Annotated in this window: 12 protein-coding genes and 5 tRNA genes; 2 read left to right on the top strand and 15 right to left on the bottom strand. The window is 32.2% G+C overall.

What is annotated here, in order from left to right:
• The first annotated feature begins 56 nt into the window (after positions 1-56).
• Complete coding sequence (locus L8X50_RS07250; protein WP_220566615.1) at positions 57-827, top strand: IclR family transcriptional regulator; 771 nt, start codon at positions 57-59, stop codon at positions 825-827.
• Positions 828-847: 20 nt separating this feature from the next.
• Here L8X50_RS07250 and rpoC read toward each other — a convergent pair whose 3' ends face one another.
• The 15 genes from rpoC to L8X50_RS07175 all read right to left on the bottom strand — a co-directional run bounded on the left by rpoC (position 848) and on the right by L8X50_RS07175 (position 14,641).
• Entirely contained in the window at positions 848-5,401 is a 4,554-nt protein-coding gene (gene rpoC / locus L8X50_RS07245) for a DNA-directed RNA polymerase subunit beta' (protein WP_263659896.1), read from the bottom strand.
• Entirely contained in the window at positions 5,394-9,527 is a 4,134-nt protein-coding gene (rpoB, locus tag L8X50_RS07240) for a DNA-directed RNA polymerase subunit beta (protein WP_220566613.1), read from the bottom strand. The genes rpoC and rpoB overlap by 8 nt, the downstream gene beginning before the upstream one ends.
• A 95-nt stretch (positions 9,528-9,622) precedes the next feature.
• Entirely contained in the window at positions 9,623-10,000 is a 378-nt protein-coding gene (rplL, locus tag L8X50_RS07235; RefSeq protein ID WP_012661184.1) for a 50S ribosomal protein L7/L12, read from the bottom strand.
• Positions 10,001-10,020: 20 nt separating this feature from the next.
• Positions 10,021-10,500: a 50S ribosomal protein L10 gene (gene rplJ / locus L8X50_RS07230; RefSeq protein WP_263660789.1), complete on the bottom strand. Its 480-nt coding sequence runs from the start codon at positions 10,498-10,500 to the stop codon at positions 10,021-10,023.
• A gap of 155 nt (positions 10,501-10,655) precedes the next feature.
• Positions 10,656-11,357, bottom strand: coding sequence for a 50S ribosomal protein L1 (gene rplA, locus L8X50_RS07225; RefSeq protein ID WP_263660788.1), 702 nt, complete (start codon positions 11,355-11,357; stop codon positions 10,656-10,658).
• Positions 11,358-11,421: 64 nt separating this feature from the next.
• Positions 11,422-11,847, bottom strand: coding sequence for a 50S ribosomal protein L11 (rplK, locus tag L8X50_RS07220; RefSeq protein WP_066006840.1), 426 nt, complete (start codon positions 11,845-11,847; stop codon positions 11,422-11,424).
• Positions 11,848-11,874: 27 nt separating this feature from the next.
• On the bottom strand, positions 11,875-12,408 hold the full coding sequence (gene nusG / locus L8X50_RS07215; RefSeq protein WP_087684660.1) for a transcription termination/antitermination protein NusG: 534 nt from the start codon (positions 12,406-12,408) through the stop codon (positions 11,875-11,877).
• Between the two features lies 1 nt (position 12,409).
• The gene (gene secE / locus L8X50_RS07210; protein WP_039617745.1) at positions 12,410-12,592 is read right to left on the bottom strand and encodes a preprotein translocase subunit SecE; all 183 of its coding nucleotides are present in this window, start codon (positions 12,590-12,592) and stop codon (positions 12,410-12,412) included.
• A gap of 16 nt (positions 12,593-12,608) precedes the next feature.
• Positions 12,609-12,684: transfer RNA gene (locus tag L8X50_RS07205), tRNA-Trp, on the bottom strand.
• 21 nt (positions 12,685-12,705) lie between these two features.
• Positions 12,706-12,864 carry a 50S ribosomal protein L33 gene (rpmG, locus tag L8X50_RS07200; protein WP_039617743.1) on the bottom strand — a complete coding sequence of 53 codons (159 nt, stop codon included), beginning with the start codon at positions 12,862-12,864 and terminating at the stop codon, positions 12,706-12,708.
• 41 nt (positions 12,865-12,905) lie between these two features.
• The gene (gene tuf / locus L8X50_RS07195) at positions 12,906-14,105 is read right to left on the bottom strand and encodes an elongation factor Tu (RefSeq protein WP_039617742.1); all 1,200 of its coding nucleotides are present in this window, start codon (positions 14,103-14,105) and stop codon (positions 12,906-12,908) included.
• Between the two features lie 65 nt (positions 14,106-14,170).
• Positions 14,171-14,245: transfer RNA gene (locus tag L8X50_RS07190), tRNA-Thr, on the bottom strand.
• A gap of 104 nt (positions 14,246-14,349) precedes the next feature.
• Positions 14,350-14,426, bottom strand: a tRNA-Gly gene (locus L8X50_RS07185).
• Positions 14,427-14,433: 7 nt separating this feature from the next.
• Positions 14,434-14,519, bottom strand: a tRNA-Tyr gene (locus L8X50_RS07180).
• Between the two features lie 46 nt (positions 14,520-14,565).
• Positions 14,566-14,641, bottom strand: a tRNA-Thr gene (locus L8X50_RS07175).
• A 92-nt stretch (positions 14,642-14,733) separates the two neighbouring features.
• Here L8X50_RS07175 and yaaA point away from each other — a divergent pair.
• On the top strand, positions 14,734-15,282 hold a 549-nt coding region (gene yaaA / locus L8X50_RS07170; protein ID WP_263660786.1), incomplete at its 3' end, for a YaaA family protein.

The following is a 15,282-nucleotide window of genomic DNA, read 5'->3' as shown; positions in this document are numbered from 1 at the left end:
AAATGTTACTAAAAGTAAAAAATATGATAGAATTTATCTATTGAAAAAGGAGTAAAATGACACATCAACCAACATTAAGAGTTTTAAAAATTTTAGAATTATTGGGCAATAATAATCAAAAAAATACACTAAGCTCTATTGCAAAAGATTTAAATATCCCTCCAGGGACACTTTCTCCTATACTTCAAACTTTACAAGCTAAAAATTACATTAAATGTGATAAAAATAAATTTTACACATTAGATTATAAAATTTTAGAAATTAGCCGTTGCATTTCAATAAAAAATAGCGCATTAGAATTAATTAAAAAACATATGAAAAACATCAGAAACTTAACAGGACAAACATGCCAAATGGGAATATTAAAAGAAGGAAATGTATTTTATTTAGAAAAACTTGATTCGGATAATCAAATACAAATCAAGTCTTTTGTCGGTGCTTCATATCCAGCTTACGCTACATCTTTAGGAAAAGCATTACTAGAAAAGAAAACCTATAAAGAGCTTGAAAAAATTTATCCAAATCCTTTTGAGAAAATAACACCAAATACATTAAATAATCTAAAAGAGCTTTACGAAGAATTATCTTCTATCAAAGAAAATAAAATAGCATTAGAAAGTGGGGAAATGAACCCAGAAATTGAGTGTATGGCTATAGGAATTGAATACGATGAAAAAATTATAGCTGCAATTAGTATTTCATACCATATATTTTACTCAAATGCAAATTTTAAAGAAAAAAATCAAAAAATTTTACTAGAAGAAAAATACAAAATAGAACAAGATTTAAAATTATATTTTCCGGAATTAGAAAATATATATCAATAAAAATCCCTAGCTAGGGATTTTTATTCTTTTTCTTTTAATTTAAGTTTTTGCTCTTGATATAATCCTGTTCCAACAGGAATCATACGACCTAAGATTACATTTTCTTTCAGATCTTCAAGATAATCAAATTTACCTGCAATACTTGCTTCTGTTAAAACTTTCGTTGTTTCTTGGAAAGAAGCAGCTGAAATCACGCTATCACTTCCAATAGCCGCTCTTGTTACCCCAAGTAACACAGGCTCAGCCACAGCAGGCTCACCACCATATCTTAAAATTCTTTCATTTTCTTCTCTGAATTTTCTTCTTGAAACTAAATCACCCACGATGAAGTTAGTATGACCACTATCTACAATTTTAACTTGTCTTAGCATTTGTGATACGATGATTTCAATATGCTTATCAGAAATCACAACACCTTGACCGCGATAAACTTGCTGAATTTCAGAAATAAGATAATAATGTAATGCTTTTTCACCTAAAATTCTAAGTACATCATGGCTTGAAATAACTCCATCGGTTAATTTTTCACCCGCATGGATAAACTCGCCATCTCTTACTTGAATACGTTTTGATTTATCTATCAAATACTCTGCGCTACTTCCATCTTCTGCTTGAATAATGATTCTTTCTTTTGATCTTAAAGGCTTATCAAATCTAACAACTCCATCAATTTCAGCTACAACGGCAGTATTTTTTGGCTTTCTTGCTTCAAATAATTCAGATACTCTTGGAAGACCTCCGGTAATATCTTTTGATTTAGCTGCTGCCTTTGGTGTTTTAGCTAAAATATCAGCTTGCTTCACCTTATCACCATCATTTACATAAATAACAGTTTTTGGCTCTAATTGATAACGCACTACTTTGTCATTTTCACCTATGATTAACAACGCTGGACGCACTCCACTTGGTAAATACTCATTAATAACAAGCGATCTTTTACCTGTTGCTTCATCAATTTGTTCATCAGCACTATAACCTGATTCAATATCTTCAAAATTTATAGTACCTGCAACCTCTGCAATTACGGTGTTATTATATGCATCCCATTCAGCAATGATAGTTTTATCTTCTTTGCTTGATTTTGCTATGATAGCTTTAGGATTATCCACAAAAGCACTATCATCAAATTCAATCACGGATTCTCTTGGTATATAATGTCTTTTTGCTTCTCTATCATTTTCATCAGCAATAACAACAAAAACACCTTTTTCTTTAACTACATCACCTTTTTTAAGATTTTTAATCCTATCTAAACCATCGCCTTTGAGCATGTAAAATTTTAATGTGCCTTTTGCACCTGCTATAATATCTTGAGTGATAGGATCACCATCTTTTACTAGCAATTCACTTGCATAAGGAATACGATTTGGTATATTCCAACCTTCTTTGATCACTTCAACAATACTTTCATTTTCAGCTACTTCAACACCATCGCTATATGGAATATACAACTTACCTTCGATATTACCACTTACACCGGCAAGCTCATTAGCTTTTGCTAAATCATATTTTCTTAATATAAATTTAGCTTCATTGTTTTTTGCTTTAACACTAACCACCACATCTTCATACGCATGTTCAATATGGATAGTTCCTTTAAATGGAGCTTTGATTTTTGGCTCAACAAGTAAAATAGCAGCATTGCGGTGATTAGCCACTATAGTTTTACCTTGTCTATCTTCATAAGTGTTAAGATTATAAAATCTTACAAAACCTTCTTTGTGTGCTACTACTTGACGATCTTGCAAATCTGTACTAGCAGTACCACCACTATGGAAAGTTCTTAGTGTAAGCTGAGTTCCTGGTTCACCGATTGATTGAGCAGATATAATACCTACAGCTTCACCTGGCTTAACTAATTTGCCCTCACCTAGGTTAATACCATAGCATTTAGAACAAACTCCTTTTTTAGCTTTGCAAGTAATAGGAGTTCTAATACTTACACTCTTTACACCACTTTCAACAATTACTCTAGCTTTTTCTTCATCTATTAAAGTACCTTCTGAAAATAAAATTTCATTAGTAATAGAATCAATAATATTTTCAGCTAAAACTCTTCCTAAAATTCTTTCCTCTAAGGTTTCAATCACAACACCATCTGCTGTGATTTCATTAATTTCAACCCCCTCATGTGCACCACAATCATCCATTGTAACTTTTACATTTTGTGCCACATCGATAAGCTTTCTTGTTAAATAACCTGCATTTGCTGTTTTTAATGCTGTATCTGCGAGACCTTTTCTAGCACCATGAGTTGAAATAAAATATTCAAGAACATTAAGTCCTTCACGGAAATTTGAAATAATCGGTGTTTCAATAATTGAGCCATCAGGTTTTGCCATAAGACCCCTCATCGCAGCAAGCTGTGAAATTTGAGCTGCTGAACCTCTAGCACCAGAATCTGCCATCATATAAATAGAGTTAAATCCTTCTTTATCTTTTTTAATTAACTCCATCATATCTTTTGATAGGATATTATTAGTACTTTTCCAAATATCAATAATCTTATTATATCTTTCACCCGAAGTAATCAAACCTAAATTATATGAATTTTGAATTTCTCTTACTTGTTTTTTAGCTTCTTCTATGCTTTTTTGCTTTTGATCAGGCACAATAATATCAGCAATTGAAATAGAAATACCTGCTTTTGTTGCATATTCAAAACCAAGATCTTTTAGTTTATCTAAAAAGCTAGCACTTACTTCAAGGCCACCCTCTTTATAAACATAATCAACCAAAGCTGCGATATCTTTTTTCTTCATGACTTTATTCCACATATTTTCAGGAACAAAATCAGGTAAGATAGACTTAATAATCAATCTACCCGCGGTTGTTGTGATTTTTCTTCCATCAACTACACTTCTAATGCTTGCATGAATATCTAAAGATTTTGCTTCTAGAGCAATCATAACCTCTTCAATACCTGTGCAAATTTTATGCTCGCCTTTAGCACCATCTTTTTCTAAAGATAGATAATAAATCCCCAAAACCATATCTTGAGAAGGTACAGTTACAGAACGACCACTTGCTGGAAGCAAGATATTCATAGATGAGAGCATTAATACTTTACACTCAGCTATTGCCTCTTGAGATAAAGGCACATGCACAGCCATTTGGTCCCCGTCAAAGTCAGCATTAAATGCCGCACACACTAATGGATGAAGTTGAATTGCTTTACCCTCTACAAGCACAGGATGGAAAGCTTGGATGGAAAGTTTATGTAAGGTTGGAGCACGGTTAAGCATTACAGGATGACCTTTAACAACCTCTTCTAAGCACTCCCAAACCTCATTAGTTTTGTTTTCTATCATTTTTTTAGCTTGTTTTACGGTAGTTGCATAACCTTTTTCTTCAAGCTTAGCTAACAAATGTGGTTTAAATAATTCTAAAGCCATTTTTTTAGGTAAACCGCATTGATCCATTCTAAGTTTTGGTCCAACAACAATAACACTACGACCTGAGAAATCCACCCTTTTACCAAGTAGATTTTGTCTAAAACGACCTTGTTTACCTTTGATAATTTCACTTAAAGATTTCAATGGGCGCTTATTTGCACCTTTAACTGCATTTGCTCTTCTGCCATTATCAAACAAAGCATCAACTGCTTCTTGTAGCATTCTTTTTTCGTTTCTAATGATAATTTCAGGTGCATCAAGCTCCATAAGTCTTTTTAAACGCGTATTTCTATTGATAACCCTTCTATATAAATCATTCACATCAGAAACTGCAAATTTTCCACCATCTAAAGCTACCAAAGGTCTTAAATCAGGTGGTAATACAGGTAAATTTGTGATCATCATCCACTCAGGACGATTTGGTACTACTTCATCAATATTTGTATTGCTATTTAAATTACTATTTAAGAAATTTTCTACCACTTTTAAGCGTTTGATGATAGTTTTTTTCTTTGCTTCTGAATTAGTTGCTGCAATATCTTCTTTTAATTTATTTAAAAGCTCGACAAGATCTAAATTTGCTAGTAAATCTCTAACAACTTCACCACCCATTCTAGCTTTAAATCCACTACTTTCATAGCGTTGCATTAAATTTAAATACTGCTCTTCATTTAACACATCACAAAATTCAACTTTTTTAGTATTTTCATTATCATAGTATGCATCACCTGGATTTTCTACTATATATGCTTCATAATATAATACGCGTTCTAAGTCTTTCATCTTTACGCCAAGTAAAGTACCTATACGACTTGGTAAAGAGTTCACATACCATATATGTGCTACTGGGGTAACTAGCTCAATATGCCCCATTCTTGAACGACGCACTTTAGAACTAGTAACTTCAACACCACATTTTTCACACTTAATGCCCTTAAAACGCATTTTTTTATACTTACCACAAAGACACTCATAATCTCTTACTGGTCCAAAAATTTTAGCACAAAAAAGCCCATCTCTTTCAGGCTTTAAAGTTCTATAATTAATCGTTTCTGGTTTTTTTACTTCCCCATAAGACCATGATTTGATTTTTTCAGGACTTGCAAGTCTTAATTGAAAAGCTTCAAAGTCTCTAGGTCTGCCATCTTCTTTTATTTCGATAGGTTTAAATTTACTCATTATTCTCATCCTTATCAAAAATCTCAACATCTAAAGCAAGAGATTTTAATTCATTTGTAAGTACAAAGAATGTCTCTGGAATACCTGTTGCTGGAACATTCTCGCCTTTTGTTAAAGCTTTATAAGCACTAAATCTACCCTCAACATCATCAGATTTAATAGTAAGCATTTCTCTTAAAGTATGAGCTGCTCCATAAGCTTCAAGAGCCCAAACTTCCATCTCACCAAATCTTTGCCCACCAAATAATGCTTTACCACCAACTGGTTGTTGTGTTACTAAGCTATAAGGTCCAGTGCTTCTTGCGTGAACTTTTTCATCTACTAAATGGTGTAATTTAAGCATATACATACATCCAACATGCACACGCTCTGCCATTTTTTCACCAGTTCTTCCATCATAAAGTTCGCTTTTTCCATCCATAGCTATTTTAGCCATTTCAAAAAGCTTACCAAATTCTTCAACCGTTACACCTTCAAATACAGGAGTAGCAAATTTTACCCCTTTAGCCCAATCTCTAGCATAAGAAATAAGTTGCTCATCATTTAAAGTTTGTACAAATTTCTTTTCTAGCTCAAGTCTAGATACACTACAAATTTCAAGAATTTTTTCGCGTAATTCTTTTACAAAATCTTTTTGTTTTCTATCAAAAATTTCTTGAATTTGATCACCTAGTCTCATACCAACAATCCCTAAGTGACTTTCAAGAATTTGTCCTATATTCATACGACTTGGAACCCCTAGAGGATTTAAAGCTATATCAATAGGTCTTCCATCAGGTAAATAAGGCATATCAACTTCTGGAACGATATTAGATACAATACCTTTATTTCCATGGCGTCCCGCCATTTTATCCCCAACTTTTAATTTTCTCTTAGTCGCAATATATACTTTAACAAGTTTTACCACTCCACTTGGTAAAATATCATCTTTTTCTAAAATTTCTAATTTTTCATCATGCTCTGTTTTAAGCTTTTTCTTCTCGTTTTGGAAGTGATTTTTTAAATCATCATATTCTTTTTGCACTTCTTTAGAATAAGCTTTAACTAAAGAATTTAATGCAAAACGATTAATTTTTTCCAACTCGGTAATTTCTACCTTGGAACCTTTTTTATATTTAACACCATTTATTTCTTCGTCTGAATTTAAAGGTGATTTAGAAAGCAAAGAACATACTCTTAAAGTTTCTTCTCTGTCCATCATTAAAAGTCTATCGTGATGTTCTTTTTCAAGATTTAATTTTTCATCATCATAGGCTTTTACAGCACGAGCATCTTTTTCATAACCTTTTTTAGTAAATATTTTTACATCTACAACAACACCTTCCAATGAAGCAGTTGCATATAAAGATTTATTTACAACATGTCCTGCCTTTTCACCAAAAATAGCTCTTAGTAATCTTTCTTCAGGCGTAGGTTTTACCTCACCTTTAGGTGAAACTTTACCTACCAAAATCATACCAGGCTTTATATGAGTTCCTATTTTTGCAATACCACTCTCATCAAGATGTGCTAAATCTTCCTCTTTAACATTTGGAATATCTTTTGTAATCTCTTCAACGCCATCTTTAAGTTCTCTAGCCTCTACTTCTTTTTCATAAATATGAACACTAGTGAAAGTATCTTCGCGTAAAATTTTCTCACTAATTACAATAGCATCTTCATAATTATATCCATGCCATGGCATAAATGCGATCAAAGCATTTTTACCAATAGCAAGCTCTCCTTGGTCCATACTTGGACCATCTGCAATAATTTGACCTGCTTGAATAAATTCGCCTTTTTTCACAATCGGGTGTTGAATAAAAGTTGTATTTTGGTTAGTTCTTAGATTTTTTTCCATTTTATAATGATCAATAAATGGTCCATTTTCATCTTCGCCCAAAATAAAAATATTTTTATTATCAACTTTTTCTACAATACCTGCTCTTTTAGCTTTAATAGCTTCCCAAGCATCACGCGCAATGATTTTTTCCATACCAGTACCTACTATAGGTGCTTGTGCGGTTAGTAAAGGCACTGCTTGACGCTGCATGTTTGAACCCATCAGGGCTCTGTTTGCATCATCATGCTCCAAAAATGGAATCAAAGAAGCTGCGACCCCTACTATCATACCTGAACAAAGATCAATCAAATGCACTTCTTCTCTTCTTGCTAAGATTGTTTCACCATCTTGTCTTGCTTCAACAAATTCTTCAACAATATTACCTTTTTCATCAATTTTAGTTGAAGCAGCTGCGATCACTAAACCTTCTTCTTGAGTAGCGGTTAAATAAACAATTTCATTGCTTACTTTTCCATTTTCTACTTTCTTATAAGGTGCTTCAACAAAACCTAGATCATTTACTTTAGCATAAGTTGAAAGCGTATTAATCAAACCGATATTTTGACCTTCTGGAGTTTCAACAGGGCAAATTCTTCCATAATGCGTTGCATGGACATCACGCACTTCAAAACCCGCTCTTTCTTTTACTAAACCACCCTCGCCAAGCGCAGATAAACGACGCTTATGAGTTACCTCGCTTAATGGATTTGTTTGATCCATAAATTGAGACAATTGACCACCGGTAAAAAATTCCATAATTGTCACAGTAATTGTTTTAGGATTGATTAAGTCATAAGGCATTACTTTATCAATATCTGCATTTAATGCGGTAAATTTATCTCTAATTGATTTTTGCATTTTGGCAAGACCCACATGAAGTTCATTAGCTAAAAGCTCTCCAATCGATCTAATACGACGATTACCTAAATGATCTCTATCATCAATATGGCCTCTACCATTTTTTACTTTAATTAAATATTTTGCAGTTTTGACTATATCTTCATTTGTTAAAACTGTAACATATTCAGGTGTATCTAATCCTAGTTTATGATTCATTTTCATACGACCAACTTTTGTTAGATCATATCTTTCAGGATTAAAAAATAAATCATTTACAAAAGCTTTTGCAGCATCTTTTACTACAGGCTCGCCTGGTCTCATTACTTTATAAATTCTAATAGCTGCTAAATCATTTTCATCTTCTATATTTTCAGTTTGTTTTAATAATTTTAAAGTCTCATTATCTTGAATGAAAGAATTAATAATAGCAGCATCAACTCCATTTGCTAAGTCATTTGCAATATCAAATTGTTTTTCTTCTTTAATTTTAGCTAATTTCCCCTCATCTAATAGCGTTAAAGAATCAAACAAAACCTCACCGGTTTCTTTATTAATAATAGGATTAGCTAAATATCTATTTGTTAAAATTTCAATTGGATATTCAACCCATTTAACACCGTCTTTTATAAGTTGTTCAGCTTTTTTCTTTGTCATTCTTTTACCGGCTTGGTGTACAACATTACCTTTTTCATCTTTTAAGTCATATTCAACTCTATCCAAAAAGTCATTTGGATTAAATTCAGTTAAAAATTTATCTTTTTTAACATGAATAGTTTGTATAGGGTAAAATAATTTTATAATATCTTGCTTTTTATAACCAAGTGCTCTAAATAAAATAGTAATAGGCACTTTCCTTCTTTTATTAATACGCACATAAAGCACATCTTTTGCATCATACTCAAAATAAAGCCAAGAACCACGATCTGGTATAATTTGAGCTGTATATACTAACTTATTTGCAACAGTAGAACTTTCTTCTTCTTTAAAAATAACACCTGGACTTCTATGAAGTTGATTTACAACAACTCTTTCAACCCCATTAATTATAAAAGAAATTCTATCTGTCATTAAAGGAATTTCTCTAATATAAATTTCTTGTTCTTTGATATCTTTTATACCGATTTTTTCACCCGTTTTTTCATCTTTTTCATGTAAAGTTAAACGGATTTTCATTTTCAAATTTACAGAATAAGTTAAACCTCTTTCCATGCACTCTCTAATAGTGTATTTAGGTTTACCTACTTCACTACTTACATATTCTAAACTTAATCTATTTTGTGGATCATGGATTGGAAAGATAGATTTGAAAACTTTTTCAATTCCACTTTCTGAATTTTTTGCATCTAAATTTAAAAAATAATCAAAACTCTTTTTTTGTAATTGTAATAAATTTGGAATGTCTATTTGTTGTGGAACATTCGAGAAGTCTATTCTTAAACGATTTCCTGATTGTGAATTTAACATATTATTATACCCCATGGTAAAAGTATTGAAAGAAAGAATCCTTATTAAAGGAAAACAAGAAAGGATATAAAATCCTTTCTTTTAAAAATAAAAAATTATTTAAGTTCAACCTTAGCGCCAGCTTCTTCAAGTTGTTTTTTAGCTTCTTCAGCTTCAGCTTTACTAACACCTTCTTTAAGAACTGATGGAGTTTGCTCAACTGCATCTTTTGCTTCTTTTAATCCAAGACCAGTTAAAGCACGAACAACTTTAATTACATTAATTTTTTTATCGCCACCATCTTGTAATACAATATCAAATTCAGTTTTTTCTTCAGCAGCACCGCCAGCAGCACCCGCAACAGCAGCACCCGCAACCATAACTGGAGCAGCAGAAACACCAAATTTTTCTTCAAATTCTTTTACTAATTCTGAAAGCTCAAGAACACTTAGGTTAGAAATAAATTCTAATACATCTTCTTTAGTAATTGCCATTTTTTATCCTTTTTATAATTTTATTCAGCTTCTTTTTTTTCTTTTAATGCATTTAATCCAATTGTAAAATTGGTGATTGGTGCATTCCAAACTTGCAAAAGCATAGCAAGTAGTTCATTACGAGAAGGCATTTTAGCTAAAGCTTTAACTTTATCTACAGAAACAACTTCACCTTCGATAAATGCAGTTTTGATCTCAAATGCTTGATTAGCTTCGCTAAATTTATCAGCAACTTTTGAAACATTTAATTGGTCTTCACCCCAAAGATAAATATTAGTATCTTTAAGTTCCATTCCATCTTTGCCGGCATTTTTAAGAGCAATACTTGCTAAAGTATTTTTAATAATTTGAACTTTAACATCCATTTCTCTCGCATTATTTCTTAACTCTTCAAGTTTTTTAGTATTTAAACCCTTATAGTTACACACTACAACAGCCTCACTAACTTTAAAACCTTCTTCAAGTTTAGAAACAAGTTCAACTTTTTGGCTTTTAGTCATCTTTACTCCTTTCCGACCGGTGATTTCAAGCAGAGCAGAAAAATCTAATTAAGTCCTAAGACCTCGGCTATCTCCAATCTAAGATAAAAATTAGATAAAATAAAAGTTATTATCTTATCTAATTTTTATTAATGAGAGTAAAACTCTCATTAATTTTATTTTGTATCAAGTAATTCTTGAGTATCAAGAGAAAGAGAAGGGCTCATAGTTAAAGAAAGACTAGCATTTTTAATATATCTTCCTTTTGCAGCAGCTGGCTTGTGTTTATTAATAGCTTTTACAAATGCTGCCATATTTTCTTTTAATTGTTCTTGAGTAAAGCTAACTTTACCTAAACCTGCATGGATATTTCCTTGCTTATCAACACGGAAGTTAACTTGCCCATTTTTAGCATTATTCACAGCTTGTGCAACATCCATTGTCACAGTACCTGTCTTAGGATTTGGCATTAAACCTTTAGGTCCTAAAATACGGCCTACTTTACCAACTAAACCCATCAAATTTGGAGTAGCAATTAAAACATCAAAATTCATATTTCCTTTTTGAATTTCTTCTACTAAATCATCACTACCAACTATATCAGCACCTGCATTTTTTGCCTCATCAGCTTTTGCATCTTTTGCTATAACAGCAACACGCACTTTTTTACCTGTACCACAAGGTAAAACTACACTACCTCTTACCATCTGATCTGCATGTCTTGGATCAACATTTAATTTTAAAGCAATTTCAACTGTTTCATCAAATTTAGCAGATGCAAGAGTTTTAACTGTACTTATTGCCTCATCCATTAAGTAATTTTTATTTGAATCTATTTTTTTTAATAATTCTGTAAATCTTTTAGTATTTTTTGACATTAATTTTTCTCCGCATTTTATATAAAGTGCTACCGCCTTTTTAAACTCTTGGCGGTAAAGAGTATTAATCTATGATTTCAACACCCATAGAACGAGCAGAACCCATAATAATCTTAGCAGCTTGCTCTCTATCTTTTGTGTTCATATCAGCTATTTTTTTATCAACAATTTCTAAAACTTGTGCTTTGGTTAATTTACCTACTTTATTTTTTAAAGGATTATCCGCACCTTTAGAAATACCTGCAGCTTTTTTGATTAAATCAGTAGCTGGTGGTTGTTTTGTGATAAATGTAAAGCTTTTATCTGCATAAACAGTAATAACAACTGGAATATTAAAGCCAGCCATATCTTTTGTTCTTTCATTAAATGCCTTACAAAATTCCATAATATTAACACCTTGTTGACCCAAAGCAGGACCAACTGGAGGTGATGGATTAGCCTTAGTAGCAGCTATTTGTAATTTTATTTCTCCTACAACTTTTTTAGCCATAACCTTACTCCTTTACTTGCTATATTATCAAACTATTTTTTCAACTTGAGAGTATAAGATCTCTACTGGAGTTGATCTGCCAAATATTGAAACATTTAGCTTTAAAACTCCTCTAACCATATCATATTCTTCTACAATACCAACAAAGTTTGCAAAAGGACCTTCGGTTATTCTTACACTTTCTTCCTTATCAAATGAAATTTTAGGTTTAGGTGCTGCTTTATTTTTCACCTTTTCTAAAATAAGATTGATATCTTTTTCACTCAATGGGGTTGGTTTTTTACTTTCCCCTATAAAACGACCAACTTTTGGCAAAGATTGAATTTTATGCCAAAGTTCTGTTGATAAGTCAATATTGGCAAATACATAGCCTGAATACAAACTTCTTTCGCTTATTTTTTCTTTACCATTTTTAAATTCAATCACATCTTCAGTTGGAACAATTACCTCTAGCAATTGCTCTTGAATTCCATGATCTCTAACTAAATTTTCTATGGCTCTTTTTACAGCCATTTCACTACCCGCATAAGTTTGAATTGCATACCATTTATGATTCATTATTTTATCCTATAATCTTAGATAATGAAAATGACATAATCAAGTCAACCAATGCTAAAAATAATGAAACAACAGTAACAACTACAAAAACAGTAATATAAGCATTTCTAACTTGCTCTTTCAAAGGCCAAATAACTTTTGATAATTCAGCTTTTGACAATTTAAAATAAGTTATTAGTTTTTCCATATTTAACCTTATTTTGTGGCAGGGCAAGAGGGATTCGAACCCCCAACCATCGGATTTGGAATCCGGCGCTCTACCATTGGAGCTATTGCCCTAAGGGCTTTTATATAAAAGCCTTAACTTTTTAATTTAACTTCTTTATGAACTGTATGTTTTTTTAATCTTGGGCAATATTTTTTTAATTCTAATTTTTCAGTTGTATTTTTACTATTTTTAAAAGTACTGTAATTAATATCACCGCACTCTTCACATTTCAAGCCAACTTTAATTCTCATTTTTATTCCTTAAAAAAAGCGAGATAAAATCTCGCTTATGATTATTTAATAATTTTAGATACAACACCTGAACCAACAGTACGGCCACCTTCACGGATAGCAAAACGAGTACCTTCTTCAAGTGCAACTGGTGCAATAAGACTTACAGTAATTCTAACATTTTCACCTGGCATAACCATTTCAACGCCTTCTGCAAGTTGGATAGAACCAGTAACATCCGTTGTTCTTACATAGAACTGTGGTCTATAGTTATTAAAGAATGGAGTATGACGACCACCTTCATCTTTATTTAAAATATAAACTTCTGCTTCAAAGTCAGTATGTGGAGTAATTGATTTTGGCTTAGCAAGAACCATACCACGAAGAACATCTTCTTTTTTAGTACCACGTAGAAGAACACCTACATTATCACCTGCTTCACCTTGATCCATTTCTTTTCTAAACATTTCAACACCAGTTACTGTAGTGCTTTGTGTTTCTCTAATACCAACGATTTCAATAGTATCACCAACTTTAACAACACCTTTTTCAATTCTACCAGTAACAACTGTACCACGACCTGAAATTGAGAATACGTCTTCGATTGGCATTAAGAAATCTTTATCTGTATCACGAGCTGGAGTTGGAATATACTCATCAACTGCTGCCATAAGATCTAGGATTTTTTTAGACCATTCACCATCTTGTCCAGCTTTTGCTTCTTCAAGAGCTTGTAAAGCAGAACCTGAAATAATTGGAGTATCATCTCCTGGGAAGTCATAAGAACTTAATAGTTCTCTAATTTCCATTTCAACTAATTCTAATAATTCAGCATCATCAACCATATCAGCTTTATTCATGAAAACAACGATATATGGTACACCTACTTGGCGAGAAAGTAAGATGTGCTCTCTAGTTTGTGGCATTGGACCATCTGCAGCAGAAACAACAAGAATAGCACCGTCCATTTGAGCAGCACCAGTAATCATATTTTTAACATAGTCAGCGTGACCTGGGCAGTCTACGTGAGCATAGTGACGATTTTCTGTTTCATACTCAATGTGAGAAGTTGCAATAGTAATACCACGCTCTTTTTCTTCAGGAGCATTGTCGATATTATCATAATCTTTAAGCTCAGCCAAACCTCTTCTTGAAAGAACAGCAGAGATAGCAGCCGTTAAAGTAGTTTTACCGTGGTCAACGTGACCAATAGTACCAATATTTACGTGAGGCTTATTACGTGAAAATTTTTCTTTAGCCATCTTTTTCCTCCATATAAAATTTACAAACAAATACTAATTTATGTTTTATAATCTTTTGAAATCAATGGAGCTCATAGCGGGACTTGAACCCGCGACCTCTCCCTTACCAAGGGAGTGCTCTACCTCTGAGCCATACGAGCGCTCAGAAAAATTAAAAACATAAATTATAAAATTTTGGAAATTGAAACTGCTAGAAATTCTGAATTTAAAAACAGCTCCCAGTTTCACTCTACCAAAATTAGGTTGGAGCGGGAAACGGGACTCGAACCCGCGACCCTCAGCTTGGAAGGCTGATGCTCTAGCCAACTGAGCTACTCCCGCAAAGCAATGGTGGTGAGTCGTGGATTCGAACCACGGAAGGCTAAAGCCAGCAGATTTACAGTCTGCCCTCGTTGGCCACTTGAGTAACTCACCATGATAAAAATGCTTTTTATTTCTGGTCAAACACTGCTATCAACAATGGAGCTGGTTAAGGGACTTGAACCCCCGACCTGCTGCTTACAAGGCAGCTGCTCTACCAACTGAGCTAAACCAGCAAAAAATAAAGTTGAATTATAATGTAATTTTAAATTAATGTCAAGTGTTTTAAATAATTTTATATAATTTTTAAAAAAATAAAGGATTGATTATGAAAATTTTATTTTCACCTAGCGAAAGCAAAAATAAAATAAATACGCAAGATTATATAAATAAAAACTCTTTTGTTTTTAGTAATTTATATAGTAAAAGACTTGAGGTACTTACAAAATATAAAAATCATATAAATCAATGCAATGAAGTTGAACTTGAAAAATTTTTTGGTATAAAAGATGCAAGTGAAATAGAAGAATTAACTCATGATATTTTAACAAAAGAAACAAATAAAGCTATTCAAAGATATAATGGAGTTGCTTTTGATCATTTAGACTATGAAAATTTAAGCGAGAATTCAAGAAAATACATAGATGAGAATGTTTTGATATTTTCTAATCTTTTTGGTCCTATTTTAGCAAAAGATTTAATACCTTATTACAAATTAAAACAAGGAGAGAAAATTAAAGAATTTAATATAGAAAAATATTACAAAGATAGTTTCTCTGATGAACTCGATAAATTTTTAGAAAATGAATTAGTCATTGATCTTAGAGCTAAATTTTATGAAAAATTTTATACTATTAAAAAGCCTTTTTTAACTTTT

It is taken from the genome of Campylobacter sp. CNRCH_2013_0898h (genome assembly GCF_025772965.1).
Taxonomy (GTDB): domain Bacteria; phylum Campylobacterota; class Campylobacteria; order Campylobacterales; family Campylobacteraceae; genus Campylobacter_D; species Campylobacter_D lari_D.
Note: the sequence above shows the minus strand (reverse complement) of the source record. Positions and strands in the feature narration are given on the sequence as shown.